The sequence below is a fragment of the Vibrio sp. SNU_ST1 genome, assembly GCF_030563405.1.
Taxonomy (GTDB): Bacteria; Pseudomonadota; Gammaproteobacteria; order Enterobacterales; family Vibrionaceae; genus Vibrio.
The window spans coordinates 1,167,278-1,186,836 of sequence record NZ_CP130748.1 but is presented as its reverse complement, the minus strand read 5'-3'; the positions used below and the strand labels follow the sequence as shown (position 1 = coordinate 1,186,836).

The window sequence follows — 19,559 nt, the reverse complement described above, 5'->3', positions numbered from 1 at the left end:
GTTTCAAGCGATGACTAACTAATGTTTAAAACGCATAAACAAAGCGATGCGTTGGCATCACAAAGAAGAGAAGTAGACACAAAACGAAAGTGATCAGATATAAAAAAGAGGTACCTGAGCACCCCTATTTTGTTTACAAGTGGGTTTTAGCCACTTTAGCCGAAGCACTGTTTGGGTACTCGGTTACAACTTGCTGGTAATATTTCTTAGCTTGCGTCGCGTTGTTGTTACGCGTAGCTATGTCACCAAGCTTAACCAGAGCATCAGAGCGCTTGTTGGAGTCTTTGTATGACACAACAGCGGCAAAGCTCTTCACAGCTTCCTTATCTTGCTTTTTAGCGAAATAAAGCTGACCTAACCAATAATGGGTGTTAGGCGTGAAAGTAGAGTCTGGGAAGTCTTTTTGAAACTTTTGGAATGCTGCGATCGCACCCGTGTAGTCTCGCTGCTTTAGAATCATATCGACAGCATTCTGATAAGCTGTTTGCTCATCGACATCAGTACTGAACGTACCAGAAGCATCCTTAGAGCCTTCGCTCGCTGCTACTGCTACCGTTGCTGTTCCTGCTGCTTTCACCTCGCCTCTCACACGATCCAGTTCAATGAACAATTCACGTTGGCGCTCGAGCATTTGTTTCATATCGTAGCTGTTTCGCTCCAACTCACCACGAAGCTCACTGATCTCCAGTGCCATGTCGTCGATTTGCTGCTGCATTTGAAGCTGAACGAGATTACGATTTTGAAGCAAGCGCTCTAAACGCTCAATATCTGATTCGTTAGATGCTGATCGAGAGGAAGATGATGAATTTGTTGCGGTGCTATTGAGATCGGATACTGGAGCTGGTGCAGCGAACGTAGTGTTCGCTGCACTTGCCAGTAACGAAAGCAAAATGACTCGCTTTGTGTTACTGAACATGAGGCAATTCCTCAATTATGTAGCCTACTGAAATTAGTAAACTAGTACTGCACGACGGTTTTTAGCGTACACGTCTTCAGATTGACCTAGAAGAAGTGGCTTCTCTTCACCGTAGCTTACGATAGAGATTTGGTCTGCTTGAACACCTAGAGCTTGTAGGTATTTAGCTACAGCTTGTGCACGACGCTCACCAAGTGCGATGTTGTACTCAGGAGTACCGCGCTCATCAGCGTGACCTTCAACAGTAACGTTCATGTCAACGTTCTTAACTAGGTATGCTGCGTGAGCTGCAAGCATTTCTTCGTAGTCGCCAGCGATAGTAGAGTTATCGAATGCGAAGTAGATTGTTTGAGTTTCGCGTAGCGCTTGCTCTTTAAGCTCTTGCTCAGACAGTTGACCGTTAGCGTCAATTGGCGTTACAACAGTTGTATCTACGTTGCCTTCTGAACCTGAAGTTGTTTGGTTGCTTTCTGTGCCAGATGTTGCAGACGTTGCTTCATCAGTTGAGCTACATGCCGTTACTGCCATCACTGGTAGTGCAATCATCAAGCCTTTAAGAACTTTATTAAGTTGCATCTTTTTTTCCTTACGTTATCAAACTTAGTTTCTACAGCGACTAAGTGCTATAGATAGTTAAATGCCACAATAGTTAACACTATCAATAGCTAAAAGAATGTATCAAATAAACTAGAGAAACGGTGACCACGAAGGCGCTCTTACGCGTCCGTTCGTTGCTGGTAATCTAGCCTTAAAACGACCATCGATAGAAACCATCGATAGTACGTTTGTTTTATTGTAAATAGAGCTATAGATAACCATACCTCCATTCGGTGCAATACTTGGAGACTCGTCTAACAATGTTTTTGTTAGCACCTGAACCGCACCGGTTTCCAAATCTTGTTTAGCCAAGTTAAAACCCGAGTTGCTACGATTAACCATAATCAGGAATCGTCCGTCAGGGGTGATCTGGCCACCTAAGTTTTGGCTACCTTGCCAAGTAATACGAGATGTCGAATTATTTGACAAATTTACATTATAAATCTGTGGTTTACCACCACGATCAGATGTGAAAATTAGAGACTTGCCATCTGGGTGCCAGAATGGTTCAGTATTATTAGAACGGCCACGGGTAATTTGAGTCAGCTTACGGCTAGTAAGGTCGAGAGTGTACACCTGAAGGCTACCTGTTTTCGACAATACCAGCGCCAATGTTTTACCATCTGGCGAGAATCTTGGCGCACCATTATGACGAGGGTATGACGTCACTTTCTCGCGCTCACCCGTGTAAATATTCATAATGAATATTTCAGCTTGGCCATTTTGGAAACTCACATACGCAAGCTTCTTGCCGTCTGGCGACCATGCTGGTGACATAAGAGGTTGCTTAGAACGAAGCACTAAACGTTCGTTAAAGCCGTCGTAGTCAGCAACACGAAGCTGATACGGGTATTTGTCTTTGTCGTTCACAACTACGTAAGAGATACGCGTTAGAAATGCCCCTTTCTCACCCGTTAGCTCTTCATACACTAAGTCAGAGATGCGGTGTGCGTACTCTCTCAAGCGTTTACCAGGAACTGTCGCTTTCTTGTTGAACAGCACATGATCTTTAGAAAGTACCAATTGGCCTTCATCACTTAGTGCACGGCTTTGCCCTTTAGTCAGTTGACCACGAACAATGTCGATCAGTTGGTAGTTCACCACATACTGCCCTTCGGCATTTTTAATGATGCTACCCGTTAGCAGTGAATCAACACCTAGGTTAGTCCAAGCATCAAAATTCACCTCTGTTTCGCTGTAAGGCGTTTGAGGCATTTTACTTGTCGCAACTGGGCTGAATTTACCACTGCGTTGCAAGTCAGAAGCGATAACTGCTGATACATCGTGTGGCAATGGTCCTGCGCCTTCCCAACGGAAAGGAACAATAGCGATAGGTCGTGCAGAGTTAATACCGTCTGTAATAACCAGCTCCAGTGCCGCATGGGCAAACTGGCTGCTTGTCGCTATTAAGAAAACAAAACTCAGTAATAGTTTCTTTAACACAAGTTCGTCCTTTTACTCTGGTGATACAGTTAAGTTAATGTCTTTCAGTGATTTTATAATATCAGGGTCTTTAGGTAACGGATAAGATTGCACTTGTGCTACCGCACGCTTCGTTGCCGCACATAAGCGACTGTCACCATCTAAGATACTCAATCTACCCAATATCGCATTAGATCCTGTTGGAATAAGCTTTAGGTTTACTCGACATGAGCGACCTCTGTAGCTGTCTTCTAACAACAAGTTTTGTTGAATGAGTTGGGTATAGATGGCACCATAACGCTGCGCTTCATCACTAATAAATTGTTGTCTAGCTGAAGAGTTTTGAGTCGCTTCAGTTTCAAGCCCAGCAAAAATATCGTTCAATGCCGCTTCTTGCTGTTTACGCTCTTTCTCCGCTCTTGCTGCCGCTTCTTTCTCTTTCGCTATACGTTGTTTCTCAGCACGTTCAGCGGCTTCTTTTTCTTTACGAGCTTTTTCAGCGGCCTCTTTCGCGGCTTTTTCTTTCGCCACGCGTTCTTGTTCAGCTTTAGCAATGGCTGCTTCTTTTGCCTTGCGTTCTTTTTCTGCTTTCACAACCGCGGCTTCTTTCAACTTACGATCAGCTTCTGCTTTAGCGGCTTTCTTTTTCTCTTGTTTTAGGCGAGCCTCTTCAACTTTACGTTGCTTTTCATTTTCAACTCGACGCTTTTCCGCGTCGCGAGCCGCTTTGGCTTCTTTAGCTTGCTTTTCTTTCAGCTTTCGAATGTTCTCTTCTTCAGCTTTACGATTTTTTTCGAGTCGTTCACTTTCACGTCTTAGTTTATCTAAACGCTCTTGCTCTTTTTTGCTCGCCGCTTCTCTTTGTTGACGAATCTGTTGAGCTTGCTGGCGAACCAACTGAGGATCAATCACCACAGCTTGAACCATCTGCCCTGTAGGCTTTGGTTCTGACATGGTGAAATCCGCTCCCCAAATGAGCGCAACGAATAAAACGACGTGCAGCCCAAGAGAAATAAGAAGCGGTGATCTAAAATTATTGGATTTTTTATTATTCGCTTTCATGAATGCTACGGAGCTATTCCCTTATATCCGTTAAAAGGCCAACCTTTGGCACACCTGCACGGCTTAATTCATCAAGTAAGATAACCACTTCAGCGTAAGGCGTTGCAGCATCACCGCCAACCGCCACTGGAGAATTTGGGTTCAGAGACAGTTCCGCCTTCACTCGGACGATAATATCTTCCAGAGACAAGCCTCGCTGAACCTCTTCGTTATTAACGCTCAAACCAAGCTCACCATCTTTGTTCACTTCAACGATAATGAAACTCGCGTTGTCGTCACCCAATAGATCTTGTGCAGATTTGGCAGTTGAAGCTTGAGGCAATTCAACATCTACGCCTTGAGTAACAAACGGCGAAGTCACCATAAAAATGATCAGCAAAACAAGCATAACGTCGATGTAAGGTACAACATTAATCTCAGCTGTCATTTTGCGTTTTTTAGGTTGGTATCCGGCCATCTATTATTCCCTGCCAGCCATCGCTTGACGGTGAAGAATGCTATGGAACTCTTCAGAGAAAGTCGCGTAGTTATGCTCTAGCTTACCAACTCGGCTGCTAAAACGGTTATACGCCATCACAGCTGGAATCGCCGCGAATAGGCCCATTGCTGTCGCGATCAGTGCTTCAGCAATACCAGGAGCAACCATTGCTAATGTCGCTTGCTTCACTTCACCTAATGCGATGAATGAGTGCATGATGCCCCAAACCGTACCAAATAGGCCAATGTATGGGCTGATAGAACCGACGGTCGCCAAAAAAGGTAAGTTAGTTTCCAGTTCATCAACTTCGCGAGCAACCGCAACACGCATTGCACGACCAGTGCCTTCCATTATAAAGTCTGGAGACGCTGCATTTGATTTCCGAAGGCGAGCAAACTCTGTGAATCCGGCGTAGAAAATCTCTTCAGTACCAGAGAGTTCGTCTTTGCGCTTATTACTCTCTTGATATAATTTAGCGAGATCAACACCAGACCAGAACTTATCTTCAAACACGTCAGTTTGTTTAGTAGCTTGAGATAATACTTTGCTTCGTTTGATGATCATCGCCCAAGAAACAACAGACATGCCCATAAGAATTAGCATAACCATCTTAACTAGTAAGCTAGCTTCTAAAATTAGGCCTAAGATTGAGATTTCAGCAGTCACTATTCGTTAGCTCCGTGAGAATAAATGTTGGCATTGCTTTGGGTTTCATTTTTTGATTGTCGATACATGCTACCTTAACCATTGCTTTACACAATGCTTTGCCATCAGGATTTACGATCTCTTGACAGAAGACCAAGGTAGCTCGCTTCAACTCGTAAATATTTGTAATGACTTGTAAAGAATCATCAAGGCGCGCACCTTGAATAAAATCGATGTCCACATGTCGAACTACAAAACTTGTGTTTTGTTCTAACAATACTTGCTGGCAGACACCAATTGAGCGCAACATCTCAGTTCGAGCGCGTTCGAAAAACTTAAGATAGTTTGAATGGTATACAACACCACCTGCATCGGTGTCTTCGTAATACACTGTCACTGGCCACGTAAATGGCTTAGATAATCCCTGCAATTTGATACCACAATTCGAAACGATAAAGATCTCACTATAACCTAACTCCTTATCATTAATAGTATATCGCTGTGAATTTTTTGATTTAAGAGACGAAAAAAAAGGCCATCTGTATAAGATGGCCTCTTTTTGGCTAAAAACCCAACAAGTATAAAGGTTCACGTCGTTATGAACCTAAATCCTTTGCCTTTTATAAAAAGCGCAGCACCGTTAGGTAGAGCAAAATTGTGAGTGAAACGTATGGGCTGAACAGTAGCTGCCACATCCAAGCTCTCGGCTTAAATCCGATACCGTAAACCATGCTTGAACATGCTGCCCAAATGAACATTGGCCCGATGATCGCGTTAAAGCCACCGATGCTTGTCGCATACGCTTCAGGTTCCCACATAACTAAACCTACATGCATGAAACCCAGTACTAGAGATAAAGCTCTTAACAGAGTTTTATCCATTGGTTGATGCAGTTTAGCGATTTGCTCTGCGAGATTACTCACTGTCTTTATCCATCATTTCTGAATGCTCTAACCATAGAGCATTGATGATGCCGAATGCACATGCTAGAAGTACACCCAAAATCCATGCGAAATACCACATAAAATTTCTCCTAAGTTATTTAACTTCTAGCTTAGTAAGCTGAAACGTCGTTATCTTCGATGTGTTTCTTATCTAGACGACCGAACATTTTGTAGTATGTCCACGTTGTGTAGCCAAGAATCACAGGAACCATTACCGCCGCAACTCCAGTCATAAGACCAAGCGTTAGCTCACTTGCTGTTGAATCCCACATAGTCAAACTATGGTTAGGGTTCAGGCTTGATGGCATTACGAATGGGAACATTGCAAAACCAGCCGTTAGAATAACACCAGCGTTAGATAAACTTGAGAACAAGAATGCGAAACCACCACGCTCAAAGCGAGATGCAATCACAGCAAGCAGTGGCATTACTACACCAAGAATCGGTGCAGCCCACATTGCTGGATATGTTTCGAAGTTTGTCATCCAAGCACCAACTTGAAGTGATACTTCTTTATTTAGTGGGTTTGAATCAGCAAACGTATCGATAGTGCTTGTAATTACATAGCCTTCGATAGATTGAACCCAGAAACCACCGATAACGAACAGAGCAATAGCAATTAGGCCAGTAATCTGAGCAACGTTACGTGCGCGGCTGTGCAGTTCTTCTGTTGTCTTCATTTGAAGCCATGTTGCACCTTGCATCACGAACAACATCAGAGCCAACACGCCACATAGCAATGCAAACGGGTTTAGCAAAGCGAAGAACGTACCATGATACTTAGACATCATCAGGTAGTTCAGTTCGAATGGAACACCTTGCAGTAAGTTACCAAATGCTACACCAAAAATGATTGGTGGCACTGTACCACTAAAGCAAAGTGCGTAGTCCCAAGCTTTACGCCATTTTGGCTCTTCAATCTTAGAGCGGTAATCAAGAGCAAGCGGACGTAACCAAAGTGCAGCTAACGTCACGTACATTGCAAAGTAGAAACCAGAAAACGACGTTGCATAAACCAGAGGCCATGCAGCAAACAATGCACCACCCGCAGTGATAAGCCAAACTTGGTTACCATCCCAGTGAGGGGCAATCGTGTTTAGCATAATACGACGTTCAGTGTCGCTCTTACCTATAACAGGCGAAAGAGCAGCAACACCCATGTCAAAGCCGTCAGTTACGGCGAAACCAACCAGTAGAACACCGATCAATACCCACCAGATAAGTCGTAAGCTTTCGTAATCAAACATAATATTCCCTCACTTATACTTCGACTGAACGGCTAACTTTGTCTTCAACAGAGTTATCGTTTTGTTCAAAGTGGTAACGGCCTGTCTTTAAGCTACTTGGACCTTTACGTGCGAATTTCAGCATTAGGTAAACTTCAGCAATCAAGAACACTGTGTACAGTGCAAGAATCGCGAATAGAGAAGTCCAAAGCTGTTCAATAGTCAGTGCTGATGCAGCAACGTTAACCGGCAGGATTTCACCAACCGCCCATGGTTGACGACCAAATTCAGCAACGAACCAACCTGCTTCAATCGCAATCCAAGGTAGTGGGATTGAGAATAGTGCCGCTTTAAGTACCCATGGTTTCTGTTCGATCTTCTGACGACACGTTTGAACAAACGCCGCACCGAATACAAACAGCATGATGAAGCCACAAGCAACCATCAGACGGAACGACCAGAATAGAGGCCAAACTGTTGGGATAGAATCATCCGCAGCCATTTGGATTTGGTCTTCTGTTGCATCTACAACGTCGTCTGTATAGCGCTTAAGAAGCAGTCCGTAACCTAGATCACCTTTTACTTCATCAAATGCCGCTTTGTTCTCTTCTGAACGATCACCACCACGTAGCTTTTCAAGCAACTCATACGCATACATACCGGTACGAATACGATCAACGTGATCGTCGCGTAAGTCACGTAGTCCTGTTACTTCTGTATCAAAAGAACGTGTTGCAATAATACCCATAACGTAAGGGATCTTAATTGCGTAGTCTGTGTGCATGGTTTCTTGGTTTGGAACACCAAATACAGTGAACGCGGCCGGTGCTTCTTCAGTGTGCCATTCAGCTTCAATAGCTGCTAGCTTCACTTTTTGAACTTCACCAAGCTCGTAACCAGATTCATCACCTAGCACGATTACTGACAAGATTGCCGCCATACCGAAAGATGCTGCAATCGCAAAAGATCGACGAGCAAAGGCAAGGTCACGACCTTTAAGAATGTAGTATGAGCTGATACCAAGGATGAACATTGCACCCGTTGTGTAACCAGACGCTACTGTGTGTACGAATTTAACCTGTGCTACTGGGTTTAGTACAACTTCAGCGAAGCTCACCATTTCCATACGCATAGTTTCAAAGTTAAATTCCGCACCCACTGGGTTTTGCATCCAGCCGTTAGCTACCAAGATCCAAAGCGCAGAGAAGTTAGAACCAAGTGCTACTAACCACGTTACCGCTAAGTGTTGACGCTTTGACAATCTGTCCCAACCGAAGAAGAAAAGACCAACAAAAGTAGACTCTAGGAAAAATGCAACAAGCGCTTCGATAGCCAGCGGAGCACCAAAGATGTCGCCAACATAGTGAGAATAGTATGACCAGTTAGTACCGAACTGGAACTCCATGGTTAAGCCTGTCGCTACACCAAGAGCAAAGTTAATACCAAACAATTTACCCCAGAACTTAGTCATGTCCTTGTAAATTTGCTTGCCAGTCATTACATAAACTGACTCCATAATGGCAAGTAGAAATGCCATACCTAAAGTCAGTGGAACAAATAGGAAGTGATACATCGCTGTAAATGCAAATTGCAATCGCGACAGATCAACAACATCAATCATGGTAACTCCTTTGTGTCGGCTGAATGACACTTGTGTGATTATTCACTGCAAAATTCCGTGTTAAAACAATTCGTGAGATTGTTATGACAAGTTAAAATTTGTAGTAAAAACGTACCGTTATAGTTAGATTATTGTTAAGCATGAGCTAATATAGCTGCCGCTAATATTACTGGTAAAATCAGTATGTTTCAAAAGGTTTATAGGAGAACCTTGCGTTGATTTGTATCAATTTTATTCAAGCAAATTAGAGTTATTTTTGAACAGTTATGATTAAAATCACACCAATTATGTCTCTATTAATAGCAGCATATGATACCTGTGACAAAAGTTCAGCACCGCGTCAACATATGAATTACAACCACCCATAAAGTATTAACAAAAAACATGACAGCTTATTTCATTTTTTGTTACTCGATTCAAACATGAAATCAAAGTTTTCATTTTTTAGGGAGCTATTCAGCTTTTTTATCGACTCGCTCAAAGAGTTATTATTCAATAGAAAGCAAAAAATCCCAGCGCTTATGCAACTGGGATCTTTAAAAATGAATAATTTAACGATTAGACGGTTTATCTATTCCGAAGTGTAAATACGCTCGATCGGTCGCGATTCGACCTCTTGGCGTTCTTTGTAAATAACCTTGCTGAATCAAGTAAGGCTCTAACACATCTTCAATAGTATCTCTCTCTTCACCAATCGCTGCAGCCATGTTGTCGATACCAACCGGGCCACCACCAAACTTCTCCATGATCGCAAGCAGAAGTTTTCTGTCCATGTAGTCAAAACCCTTAGCATCAACATCCAACATGTTTAGTGCTTTATCAGCAACCTCTGGGCAAATATGTCCATCGCCTTTCACTTCCGCATAATCACGAACACGACGCAGCAAGCGGTTAGCTATACGCGGTGTACCACGAGCTCGACGAGCAACTTCTAACGCCCCTTGCGATTCCATAGAAAGTCCAAGGCAATCCGCACTACGTTGAACGATGTTTTGTAGGTCTTCAACCTTATAGTACTCAAGACGCTGCGTAATACCAAAGCGGTCACGTAACGGAGACGTGAGCGAGCCAGCTCGAGTCGTTGCGCCTATCAAAGTAAAAGGAGGCAGATCGATCTTGATAGAGCGTGCCGCAGGGCCTTCGCCAATCATGATATCCAGTTGGTAGTCTTCCATTGCTGGATACAACACCTCTTCAACCACTGGGCTAAGACGATGGATCTCATCAATGAATAGAACATCATTTTCTTCGAGGTTGGTCAGCAACGCCGCAAGATCACCCGCTTTCTCTAGAACAGGACCTGAAGTGGTGCGAATATTTACATCCATTTCATTAGCAACAATGTTCGCCAACGTGGTTTTACCCAAGCCTGGTGGACCAAATATCAACAAGTGATCGAGAGCCTCATTACGCAATTGCGCCGCTTTGATGAAAATTTCCATCTGGCCACGAACATGATCCTGACCTTGATAGTCAGCTAGTGCTTTAGGGCGTATTGCACGATCAATGACATCTTCATCTTTGAATACTGGGTTGTCCGGTGCAATAAGGCGATCGGCTTCAATCATAAATTCTGATATTCCTAACTCTGCTATTTGTGACTCTGCGCTTCTTGACTCTGTGTAAAGGCAAAGTGAATGAGTCTATTTTATAGAACAAGTCTATGAGGTATTAAACCATCGATTTCAGTGCTTCGCGAATCAACTGCTCGCTGGTCATGCCATCTTTAGCCACTTGAGAAACCACCTTAGAAGCTTGAGTCGGCTTGTAGCCTAATGCAAGTAGTGCACTTACCGCTTCTTCTTCCGCGTCGTGAACGGTTGGCATAGAGTCAATAGGAGCTGCATCCGTTGCTGGAGTAAACAGGTCACCCGCGCCCCACCCTTTCAGGCGGTCTTTCATTTCAACAACCAGACGTTCTGCGGTTTTCTTACCAACACCCGGCAGTTTAACCAGCGTAGAGATGTCTTCGCGTTCAACGCTCTGAACGAATTGGCTAGCGGTCATGCCTGAAAGAATCCCAAGACCAAGTTTAGGACCAACACCATTCGCTTTAATCACTTCACGGAACAACGCACGCTCTTTAACCGTGTTAAAACCATAAAGTAGCTGAGCATCTTCACGTACCACAAAATGAGTGTAGATAATTGCTTCTTCGCCTACGTTTGGTAACTCATAAAAACAGCTCATTGGCATTTGAACTTCATAACCAACACCACTGACTTCAATCAATAATTCTGGTGGCTGTTTTTCTATTAATGTACCGCGGAGACGTCCGATCACAATTCACTCTCTTGATGGAATTTAATTTGGAGGACAGAATATAAAAGAACTGGATACTTATCCAGTTCTTTGTGTTTTTTGAAGTGAATTATTTAGGCTTGCTTGGCTTAGGAAACCACGCGATTCAGGCTTCTAGAAATCGGTAGGAGGATTAACGGTAGCGCCCTTTTCTCGCACCTGTTGCTTTGCCTGCTAGTGCAACCAAGGTTTTATTGGTGTTGGCGTGAGTGATCGCTACGCCGAGGGCGTCGGCCGCATCGGCTTGTGGTTTGGCTGGTAACTTGAGCATGCTCATCACCATATTTTGAACCATCGACTTATCAGCACCGCCATTACCTGTCACAGCTTGCTTAATTAAACGAGCTGCATATTCATGAACAGGTAAATCCGCATTCACCGCTGCCACTATCGCGCTACCTCGAGCTTGTCCAAGCTTAAGTGCAGAGTCAGCGTTCTTCGACATGAAAACCTGCTCGATCGCAAACACATCAGGTTGGAACTGAGTGATGATTTCGCTCACACCGGCATAAATCTGTTTTAGTCGACCTGGCAGTTCTTTTTCGGAAGTACGAATACAACCACTACCTAAGTAATATAGATGGCGACCATTTTGACGAATCACGCCATAGCCGGTAATGCGAGAGCCAGGGTCAATCCCTAAGATAATAGACATAACTTCAATACTGATTATTTATACATGCTTTTCAGCTTAGTATATCGAACGCAAAAAAAAATGCCCGTCAAATTAACGGGCATTTTCTAATTCAATCACAAATCTTGGCTAATTATTTAAGAGCTCTCTATCAACTAGGATCTCTTCATCAACGAGAAAGATAACAGGCTTACGCTTGCTCTTTCTTCTCTGCCAATTTAACAGCGATTGCTAGCTCTTCTAGTGATGCTGGGTTTGCTAGGCTTGGCGCGTCTGTTAGCAGACATGCTGCAGCTGTTGTTTTCGGGAATGCGATAACATCACGGATGTTCTCTGTACCACAAAGAAGCATAGCTAGACGGTCAAGACCGAATGCTAGGCCCGCGTGTGGTGGCGTACCGTACTTAAGTGCTTCAAGTAGGAAGCCGAACTTCTCTTGTTGCTCTTTAGCTTCAATACCTAGGATACCGAATACTGCCGTTTGCATTTCTGCGCTATGAATACGTACCGAACCGCCGCCTACTTCGTAACCGTTGATTACCATGTCGTATGCATCAGAGTTTGCTGCTGCAGGGTTCGCTTTTAGCTCTTCCGCGTTCACACCTAGTGGTGATGTGAATGGATGGTGCATAGCGTGTAGGTTGCCTTCACCGTCTTCTTCGAACATTGGGAAGTCAATAACCCAAAGTGGAGCCCAAGCTTTCTTGTCAGTTAACTCTAGGTCATCACCTAGCTTGATACGAAGTGCACCCATTGCTTCAGCAACGATGCCCGCTTTGTCTGCGCCGAACAGAATGATATCGCCAGATTCAGCTTGAGTGCGATCTAGAATACCGTTGATTACGTCTTCGCTTAGGAACTTAGCAACTGGAGATTGAATACCTTCCATGCCTGCAGCACGGTCGTTAACCTTCATCCAAGCTAAGCCTTTCGCACCGTAGATGTTTACGTGTTCAGCGTAACCGTCGATTTGCTTACGAGTTAGCTTAGCACCGCCTGGTACACGGATAACCGCTACGCGACCTTTTTCGTCGTTAGCTGGGCCAGAGAATACTTTGAACTCTACGTCTTTAACCAAGTCAGCAACGTCAACTAGTTCTAGTGGGTTACGTAGATCTGGCTTATCAGAACCGAAACGACGAATCGCTTCAGAGAAAGGCATTACTGGGAATTGACCTAGTTCAACATCAAGAAGTTCTTTCCACATATCGTGAACAAGCTTCTCAGTCACGTTACGTACTTCTTGAGAAGTCATGAAAGATGTTTCGATATCGATTTGAGTGAATTCAGGCTGACGGTCAGCACGTAAATCTTCATCACGGAAACATTTAACGATTTGGTAGTAACGGTCAAAACCAGACATCATCAGCAATTGCTTGAACAGCTGAGGAGATTGAGGAAGTGCGTAGAAGCTACCTTTGTGAACACGGCTTGGTACTAGGTAGTCACGAGCACCTTCTGGTGTCGCTTTCGTTAGTACTGGCGTTTCGATGTCTAGGAATAGGTTCTCGTCTAGGAAACGACGAACGAAGCTAGAAGCACGTGCTCGAAGCTTAATACGGTCGCTCATTTCTGGACGACGAAGATCAATGTAACGGTACTTAAGACGCTGCTCTTCAGAGTTCGTTTGGTTGAAGTCTAGTGGAAGCGCTTCTGAACGGTTGATGATCTCTAGACCAGTCGCGTAAAGTTCAACTTCACCAGTAGCCATGTCTTTATTTACTTGGCTGTCCGGACGAACGCGTACTTCACCAGTAAACTTGATACAGAATTCATTACGCAGTTGGTTAGCGATCGGGAAGATATCTTTCATATCTGGATCGACAACAACCTGAACGATGCCTTCACGATCTCGCATATCGATAAAGATAAGACCGCCTAAATCACGGCGACGGTTTACCCAGCCGCACAATTCTACAGTTTGTCCCGCCAGGGACTTGTTCAGGTTACCACAGTAATGGGTACGCATAATGAATTTCCCAATCTCTTAATAATTTACTAATTTCCAAGCTGCCAGTGGTCATTCCACACAACAGAGCAAAGGAACATTTATACGCGGAAACTCGCTTAAAATCGACCTTCCACATTCGAATTTATTGTGTTTTATCTGGCTTTGTTGCTTTTTAGCCCATCAAGTGCGCAAAGATTCATCAAAACCGAAAAAATTGCGATAATTATATCTCGAAAGTACCTTAATCAGCAAAACTCTCGTAAAGTAGATTTTAGGGCGTGATGGATAACGGTGTAATAGATGGATGCTCGTGTAATAACAACAGAAACTTTACCTCTAAGACTTGGGTTAACAATGTGGTCTCATTCTGAGTGGCAAAGTCAGTTCTATGGTAAAGGAACAAAACCTGCTGAGCGCTTAGAAAAATACACCCAAGTTTTTCATACCGTAGAAGGCAACACGACTTTCTATGCGACACCCAGTATCTCAACGGTCAATAACTGGAAAGCCGCGAGTCACGATGATTTTAAGTTTACTTTTAAGCTGCCTAAGTTCATCACCCACCAGCAGCACTTAAAACATTGCCAAGCCGAGCTCAAAGAATTTCTGCTCACCATGTCGCCACTGCATAGGCGCATTGGTCAGTGGACGATTCAATTGCCCCATAGCTTCGAACCCAGCATGCTTCCTGCCCTGCAAAAATTTTGCACCTTGTTTCCAAAAGACATGCAGCTCGGCGTTGAAGTTCGTCACCTTGGTTTCTTTGATAAAGGCGATGCCGAAAAACGTTTCAATCATTGGTTAATAGAAGAAGGGATCAATCGCATCATTATGGATAGTCGCCCCGTTTTCTCTGCACCACCAACCACAGAAGCGGTGATCGATGCGCATCAGAAAAAGCCGCGTGTTCCTGTTCATGCAATTGCGACCGCCAATAACCCGATGATTCGATTTATTGGTCACCCAGACCAAGAACCTAATATTGAGTTTTTTAAACCTTGGTTTGCTAAAATTCCAAACTGGCTAGCCGAAGGAAAACAGCCTTATTTAATGATCCACACACCAGACAATAATCACGCACCTGAACTTGCGATTGCTATCTATAAGCAATTACAGACGCAAGTTGCTGAACACACAAAGTTAATCTTGCCTAATTTGGCGGAGTTTCCTGCGAAAAAAGGCGACCATCAAATCTCGATGTTTTGATAGTAAACAACCACTAACACGCGTTCACTTTCATCAATCTCAGTTTTCGTGACACAAGCGATTTTTTTACGTAAAATACGTCCCCTTTTATTTGGCACGAATTCTGTGCCGATTACGCTGACTGTCGAGAGAGAATGCAATGAGCAACAAAGACAATATCTTTTCCGCTCCCATTGATAAAATTGGTGATTTCACCTTTGATGCAAGGGTTGCTGAAGTATTCCCAGATATGATTCAACGCTCGGTTCCTGGATATAGCAATATCATCTCTGCTATTGGCATGTTAGCTGAACGCTTCGTAAAACCGCACTCAAACATCTACGACTTGGGTTGCTCTCTTGGTGCTGCGACACTTTCTATGCGTCGTCACATTCAGCAAGAAGGCTGCACGATTTTCGCTATCGATAATTCAAAAGCCATGGTTGAACGCTGTAAGCTGCATGTAAACGCCTACCGAAGCGATACGCCAGTCGAAGTCATCGAAGCTGATATCCGTGAAATTGAGATTAAAGACGCTTCAGTTGTTGTGTTGAACTTCACCTTACAGTTCTTATCACCAGACGACCGCTACGCTCTGCTTAAAAAGATCCATGCTGGATTACGTCCAGGCGGTATTTTGATTCTGTCAGAAAAATTTGTGTTTGAAGATGAAAGTTCAAATGAACTGCTTATCGATCTGCACCATGATTTCAAGCGTGCAAACGGATACAGCGAGCTTGAAGTCAGCCAGAAACGCAGTGCTATCGAAAATGTGATGCGTCCAGATTCTATTCCAGTTCACAAACAGCGCTTTGAAAAGATTGGCTTCTCAAGTAGCGAAGTGTGGTTCCAATGCTTCAACTTCGGTTCGATGTTCGCGATTAAATAGCGCACATACCCAGTCAGCTCGTACTAAAACGTCATCCTCAAGAGCGAGGAACGAGCGAGTTGGGGATCTCTATCAAGTACGATAAACCGAGATTCCCTATCATGTTCGTCCCTCACTGTAGGGAATGACAAATTTAATTTCTATTTTAGGGTTTATTGGACCCAATTTAACTCAGTGAAAAACTATGTTTAACTTTGCCAATTTTTATCAACTCATTGCCCAAGACACTCGCCTTCAACCGTGGCTTAATGTTCTTCCTCAACAGCTGACGGATTGGCAAAATGCAGAACACGGCGACTTCGACCGTTGGTTACGTGCACTAAACAAGATTCCACAAGGTGTGCCTGACCAAGTTGATCTGAAAAACTCAGTGACGATTGGCAGCTCTACACCGTTCCACACGGGTGAACTTAAAAAATTAGAAAGCTTACTGAAGACTTTCCACCCTTGGAGAAAGGGCCCTTACACAGTTCACGACATTCATATCGATACAGAATGGCGCAGTGACTGGAAATGGGACCGTGTGCTTCCACATATCTCTCCATTGAAAAACCGTTCGGTTCTCGATGTAGGTTGTGGCAACGGCTACCACATGTGGCGCATGCTAGGTGAAGGCGCTCGCTTAACGGTGGGTATCGACCCTTCTCACTTATTCTTGGTTCAGTTTGAAGCCATTCGTAAATTGATGGGCGACGACCAACGCGCTCACCTTTTACCTTTAGGTATTGAACAGCTGCCAAAACTGGAAGCTTACGACACTGTATTCAGCATGGGCGTGCTTTACCACCGCCGTTCACCGCTTGATCATTTGATTCAACTAAAAGACCAATTGGTATCTGGTGGCGAACTGGTACTTGAAACATTAGTGATTGAAGGTGACGAAAACGCTGTTCTTGTGCCTGTGGACCGCTACGCGCAAATGAGAAACGTGTACTTCTTCCCATCTGCACGCGCACTGAAACGCTGGCTTGAACAGGTTGGCTTTGAAGACGTGCGTATCGTTGATGAAAATGTCACAACGATTGGCGAACAACGCACAACAGAATGGATGACACACAACTCTCTGCCGGATTACTTAGACCCTAATGATCCAAGTAAAACAGTAGAAGGTCACCCAGCACCAAGGCGGGCGATTCTAGTCGCGACAAAACCTTAAGCTCTGTTACAGAAAACCATAAGTTCTGTCGTCATACAACCACCGTTATTTATATGTGGAAATTTTGATAAAAAAGAGAATTGATTGTATAAAATTTGCGCTCATGTTTAATAAGTGAGCGCCCTTAAGTGACAATAATTTTCGTAGCGCTCACATTGCGATTCAATATGACCAGACTCTTACAATAGGATGCTTCACGCATCCTTTTTTGTGGGATAAACTTCTAAATAGTCTGAACTATTCTCTAATTTCCAAAGGTTTTTATATGTTTAAGCGATTATCGCCTATCGTGGCGGTTGGTTTGCTCTCTGGTTGCACCCTCACGAGCGGTGCTACCTACCATCAAGAAACTCTCGACGCTATTTCCCGCTCAGAGACAAACATCGCAAACAAGGTTCAAAATCTTGAACTGCAGCTAAGTAATCAAAGTGATTATATTGAAAGCTTGGAAGACGAAATTATCACTCTTTCTAGTCAATTAGATGTACACCTGACCAGTATGGAACACAGGGTCATTGAAGAGCTAAAAGAAGCCGAGCCTGTTGCCGTTGCAGCCGCTCCTATCGCCCCTACGTCACAGCCGACTATTCTAGGCGGTATTGAAAAAGTATCGATCGACTCTATCAAACAAAGCTTCGATGCTCGTGTTGATACTGGCGCAACCACCTCTTCTTTAAATGCTGTCGACATCAAAGAATTCGAACGCAACGGTAAAGATTGGGTTAAGTTCCATTTAGCAGATAAAGCACAAGCAAAAGAAGACCAAAAATGGATCGAAGCGCCCGTTGTTCGTTATGTGAAAATCCGTCAATCTACGAATGAACAAACAGAACGTCGAGCTGTGATCGAATTATGGGTAAAAGTGGGGAAAATCCATGAAAAAGCGCAATTTACATTGGCGGATCGCTCTCAAATGAGTCACCCTGTATTACTAGGGCGCGAATTTATCAAAGACATAGCGCTAGTAGATGTAAGTAAAAAGTACGTACAAACGGAAGTTAAATAACAATAGTAGGGTAAGCTATGACGTCAAGAATTCCATTTTATATCTCCATTTTCCTGCTCATCGTGGCAGGTATAACCCTGAGTATGTTCAGACATACGACTTACGGCGTACCTTGGACTCCGGGGGAAACTAGACAAGTTTGGGACGTTGAAGCTCGTATCGAGTTCAATGCAGTGGGAAAAGAAGCAAAAGTTTCATTAGCAGCTCCTCATACTCAGTCTAATTACACCCTTATTGGCGAGTCAGCTTCGTCACCTGGTTACGGCATCTCTTACCTGAACACTGAGTCAGGTCGCCGTGCAGAATGGTCTATTCGTCACGCTGACGGCCCTCAGACCATCTATTACAAGACTCAATTTCTTGTCGACAACCAAGCAAAAGTTGATGCTATCCCACCAGAAGGTGAAATCACGCAGCCTAGCTTTGATGGCCCTGAAGAAGCGGCTGCATCTGCATTGATTGACCGAGCAACTAAACGCTCAGCAGACAACATCACTTTCACGCGTGAACTGATCAAAACGCTTAATGATCCAGACAGCCAAAACTCAGCGCTGATTCTGAATAACATGAGCAAAGTTGAAGCGACACATAAGCTACTTTCAGCAGCAAACATCCACAATAAAGTCGTTGGCGTAATCGAGCTAGAAGATGGACGTCGTCGTCAATCAATCCAACAAATGAACCAGATTTGGGATAACGACCAATGGGTTCTGTTCTCTCCTGAATCTAGCGAGCAGCAAGTTCAACCAAACCTGCTAATTTGGGATGAATCAAATGTATCTCTATTAGACGTTGTTGGCGGTCAGAACAGTAAAGTTCACTTCTCTATGATTGCTCAGGAAGTTACTCCAACTGAAGCAACCAACAGTAAAGTATCAGCTGATCAGCTGTTAAACCTTTCCATTCATAGTCTGCCGCTAGAAGAGCAAGCGATGTTTAAAACCATCATGCTGATTCCTATCGGTGCTCTGATTGTTGTGTTCCTACGTGTCATCATCGGTCTGAAAACGTCTGGTACGTTCATGCCCGTTCTGATTGCCGTGGCATTCGTTCAAACACAGTTGATAACGGGTATTGTTGGTTTCCTACTGATTGTTGGTACTGGTCTTGTAATACGAAGTTACTTATCCAAACTCAACCTATTGCTCGTGGCCAGGATATCCGCCGTAATTATTACAGTAATTATGATTATCTCGATATTTACCGTAGTCGCATTTAAAATCGGACTTACAGAAGGCCTATCAATTACGTTCTTCCCAATGATTATCTTGTCTTGGACTATCGAACGTATGTCTATCCTTTGGGAAGAAGAAGGCGCAAAAGAAGTTGTACTTCAAGGTGGCGGCTCTCTATTTACCGCGGTGCTTGTTTACTTAGGTATGACTAACCCATTCATTCAGCACTTAACGTTTAACTTTATTGGTTTACAGCTTGTTATCCTAGCGACCATCTTGCTACTAGGTAACTACACAGGCTACCGTCTAACCGAACTTCGTCGTTTTAAACCGCTAGCGGAGGACTAAGTT

20 protein-coding genes are annotated in these 19,559 nt (G+C 43.8%); 5 read left to right on the top strand and 15 right to left on the bottom strand.

Annotation, left to right across the window (positions count from 1 at the left end; all coding sequences use genetic code 11):
* Nucleotides 1-133: 133 nt before the first annotated feature.
* The 15 genes from ybgF to aspS form a co-directional block, all read right to left on the bottom strand.
* Nucleotides 134-916, bottom strand: a complete 783-nt coding sequence (gene ybgF / locus Q5H80_RS05280) for a tol-pal system protein YbgF (RefSeq protein WP_304569121.1) — start codon at nucleotides 914-916, stop codon at nucleotides 134-136.
* Nucleotides 917-949: 33 nt separating this feature from the next.
* On the bottom strand, nucleotides 950-1,492 hold the full coding sequence (gene pal / locus Q5H80_RS05275; protein ID WP_009846381.1) for a peptidoglycan-associated lipoprotein Pal: 543 nt from the start codon (nucleotides 1,490-1,492) through the stop codon (nucleotides 950-952).
* Between the two features lie 111 nt (nucleotides 1,493-1,603).
* A complete protein-coding gene (tolB, locus tag Q5H80_RS05270) occupies nucleotides 1,604-2,956 on the bottom strand; it encodes a Tol-Pal system beta propeller repeat protein TolB (RefSeq protein ID WP_304569120.1) in 1,353 nt (450 codons plus the stop codon).
* A 12-nt stretch (nucleotides 2,957-2,968) separates the two neighbouring features.
* Nucleotides 2,969-3,997: a cell envelope integrity protein TolA gene (tolA, locus tag Q5H80_RS05265; RefSeq protein WP_304569119.1), complete on the bottom strand. Its 1,029-nt coding sequence runs from the start codon at nucleotides 3,995-3,997 to the stop codon at nucleotides 2,969-2,971.
* A 13-nt stretch (nucleotides 3,998-4,010) separates the two neighbouring features.
* Entirely contained in the window at nucleotides 4,011-4,454 is a 444-nt protein-coding gene (tolR, locus tag Q5H80_RS05260) for a protein TolR (protein ID WP_009846378.1), read from the bottom strand.
* Nucleotides 4,455-4,457: 3 nt separating this feature from the next.
* Complete coding sequence (tolQ, locus tag Q5H80_RS05255) at nucleotides 4,458-5,141, bottom strand: protein TolQ (protein ID WP_009846377.1); 684 nt, start codon at nucleotides 5,139-5,141, stop codon at nucleotides 4,458-4,460.
* Nucleotides 5,131-5,550: a tol-pal system-associated acyl-CoA thioesterase gene (ybgC, locus tag Q5H80_RS05250; protein ID WP_304569118.1), complete on the bottom strand. Its 420-nt coding sequence runs from the start codon at nucleotides 5,548-5,550 to the stop codon at nucleotides 5,131-5,133. Before ybgC ends, tolQ begins: the two co-directional genes overlap by 11 nt.
* Before the next feature lie 190 nt (nucleotides 5,551-5,740).
* The gene (gene ybgE, locus Q5H80_RS05245; RefSeq protein ID WP_304569117.1) at nucleotides 5,741-6,043 is read right to left on the bottom strand and encodes a cyd operon protein YbgE; all 303 of its coding nucleotides are present in this window, start codon (nucleotides 6,041-6,043) and stop codon (nucleotides 5,741-5,743) included.
* Nucleotides 6,036-6,143 carry a cytochrome bd-I oxidase subunit CydX gene (gene cydX / locus Q5H80_RS05240; protein WP_000270284.1) on the bottom strand — a complete coding sequence of 36 codons (108 nt, stop codon included), beginning with the start codon at nucleotides 6,141-6,143 and terminating at the stop codon, nucleotides 6,036-6,038. Before cydX ends, ybgE begins: the two co-directional genes overlap by 8 nt.
* 31 nt (nucleotides 6,144-6,174) lie before the next feature.
* Nucleotides 6,175-7,311 carry a cytochrome d ubiquinol oxidase subunit II gene (gene cydB / locus Q5H80_RS05235; RefSeq protein WP_009846374.1) on the bottom strand — a complete coding sequence of 379 codons (1,137 nt, stop codon included), beginning with the start codon at nucleotides 7,309-7,311 and terminating at the stop codon, nucleotides 6,175-6,177.
* 13 nt (nucleotides 7,312-7,324) lie between these two features.
* Nucleotides 7,325-8,911 (bottom strand): cytochrome ubiquinol oxidase subunit I, encoded by a 1,587-nt coding sequence (gene cydA / locus Q5H80_RS05230; RefSeq protein WP_009846373.1) that lies wholly within the window; start codon nucleotides 8,909-8,911, stop codon nucleotides 7,325-7,327.
* Nucleotides 8,912-9,462: 551 nt separating this feature from the next.
* Nucleotides 9,463-10,479, bottom strand: a complete 1,017-nt coding sequence (ruvB, locus tag Q5H80_RS05225; RefSeq protein ID WP_304569116.1) for a Holliday junction branch migration DNA helicase RuvB — start codon at nucleotides 10,477-10,479, stop codon at nucleotides 9,463-9,465.
* Between the two features lie 103 nt (nucleotides 10,480-10,582).
* On the bottom strand, nucleotides 10,583-11,194 hold the full coding sequence (ruvA, locus tag Q5H80_RS05220) for a Holliday junction branch migration protein RuvA (RefSeq protein ID WP_017062079.1): 612 nt from the start codon (nucleotides 11,192-11,194) through the stop codon (nucleotides 10,583-10,585).
* Between the two features lie 151 nt (nucleotides 11,195-11,345).
* Nucleotides 11,346-11,867, bottom strand: a complete 522-nt coding sequence (ruvC, locus tag Q5H80_RS05215) for a crossover junction endodeoxyribonuclease RuvC (RefSeq protein ID WP_009846369.1) — start codon at nucleotides 11,865-11,867, stop codon at nucleotides 11,346-11,348.
* A 169-nt stretch (nucleotides 11,868-12,036) separates the two neighbouring features.
* Complete coding sequence (gene aspS, locus Q5H80_RS05210; protein ID WP_304569115.1) at nucleotides 12,037-13,815, bottom strand: aspartate--tRNA ligase; 1,779 nt, start codon at nucleotides 13,813-13,815, stop codon at nucleotides 12,037-12,039.
* A gap of 282 nt (nucleotides 13,816-14,097) precedes the next feature.
* On the opposite strand from aspS, the gene Q5H80_RS05205 reads away from it, so the two are divergent.
* The 5 genes from Q5H80_RS05205 (at nucleotide 14,098) to Q5H80_RS05185 (ending at nucleotide 19,556) form a co-directional block, all read left to right on the top strand.
* On the top strand, nucleotides 14,098-15,003 hold the full coding sequence (locus tag Q5H80_RS05205; protein ID WP_304569114.1) for a DUF72 domain-containing protein: 906 nt from the start codon (nucleotides 14,098-14,100) through the stop codon (nucleotides 15,001-15,003).
* Between the two features lie 139 nt (nucleotides 15,004-15,142).
* Nucleotides 15,143-15,871 (top strand): carboxy-S-adenosyl-L-methionine synthase CmoA, encoded by a 729-nt coding sequence (gene cmoA, locus Q5H80_RS05200; protein ID WP_304569113.1) that lies wholly within the window; start codon nucleotides 15,143-15,145, stop codon nucleotides 15,869-15,871.
* Nucleotides 15,872-16,055: 184 nt separating this feature from the next.
* Nucleotides 16,056-17,027, top strand: a complete 972-nt coding sequence (gene cmoB / locus Q5H80_RS05195; RefSeq protein WP_009846365.1) for a tRNA 5-methoxyuridine(34)/uridine 5-oxyacetic acid(34) synthase CmoB — start codon at nucleotides 16,056-16,058, stop codon at nucleotides 17,025-17,027.
* Between the two features lie 265 nt (nucleotides 17,028-17,292).
* Nucleotides 17,293-18,033, top strand: a complete 741-nt coding sequence (locus Q5H80_RS05190) for an ATP-dependent zinc protease (RefSeq protein ID WP_304569112.1) — start codon at nucleotides 17,293-17,295, stop codon at nucleotides 18,031-18,033.
* A gap of 17 nt (nucleotides 18,034-18,050) precedes the next feature.
* Complete coding sequence (locus Q5H80_RS05185) at nucleotides 18,051-19,556, top strand: inactive transglutaminase family protein (RefSeq protein ID WP_304569111.1); 1,506 nt, start codon at nucleotides 18,051-18,053, stop codon at nucleotides 19,554-19,556.
* The last annotated feature ends 3 nt before the right edge of the window (nucleotides 19,557-19,559 follow it).

Excerpts from the sequence above, each read along its gene's own strand:
- ruvB (WP_304569116.1), bottom strand. The coding sequence starts at position 10,479 with ATGATTGAAGCCGATCGCCTTATTGCACCGGACAACCCAGTATTCAAA.
- ruvC (WP_009846369.1), bottom strand. The coding sequence starts at position 11,867 with ATGTCTATTATCTTAGGGATTGACCCTGGCTCTCGCATTACCGGCTAT.
- cydX (WP_000270284.1), bottom strand. The coding sequence starts at position 6,143 with ATGTGGTATTTCGCATGGATTTTGGGTGTACTTCTAGCATGTGCATTC.
- ybgF (WP_304569121.1), bottom strand. The coding sequence starts at position 916 with ATGTTCAGTAACACAAAGCGAGTCATTTTGCTTTCGTTACTGGCAAGT.
- pal (WP_009846381.1), bottom strand. The coding sequence starts at position 1,492 with ATGCAACTTAATAAAGTTCTTAAAGGCTTGATGATTGCACTACCAGTG.
- Q5H80_RS05205 (WP_304569114.1), top strand. The coding sequence starts at position 14,098 with ATGGATGCTCGTGTAATAACAACAGAAACTTTACCTCTAAGACTTGGG.
- tolA (WP_304569119.1), bottom strand. The coding sequence starts at position 3,997 with ATGAAAGCGAATAATAAAAAATCCAATAATTTTAGATCACCGCTTCTT.
- Q5H80_RS05185 (WP_304569111.1), top strand. The coding sequence starts at position 18,051 with ATGACGTCAAGAATTCCATTTTATATCTCCATTTTCCTGCTCATCGTG.
- tolR (WP_009846378.1), bottom strand. The coding sequence starts at position 4,454 with ATGGCCGGATACCAACCTAAAAAACGCAAAATGACAGCTGAGATTAAT.
- cydA (WP_009846373.1), bottom strand. The coding sequence starts at position 8,911 with ATGATTGATGTTGTTGATCTGTCGCGATTGCAATTTGCATTTACAGCG.
- cydB (WP_009846374.1), bottom strand. The coding sequence starts at position 7,311 with ATGTTTGATTACGAAAGCTTACGACTTATCTGGTGGGTATTGATCGGT.
- aspS (WP_304569115.1), bottom strand. The coding sequence starts at position 13,815 with ATGCGTACCCATTACTGTGGTAACCTGAACAAGTCCCTGGCGGGACAA.
- Q5H80_RS05190 (WP_304569112.1), top strand. The coding sequence starts at position 17,293 with ATGTTTAAGCGATTATCGCCTATCGTGGCGGTTGGTTTGCTCTCTGGT.
- cmoB (WP_009846365.1), top strand. The coding sequence starts at position 16,056 with ATGTTTAACTTTGCCAATTTTTATCAACTCATTGCCCAAGACACTCGC.
- cmoA (WP_304569113.1), top strand. The coding sequence starts at position 15,143 with ATGAGCAACAAAGACAATATCTTTTCCGCTCCCATTGATAAAATTGGT.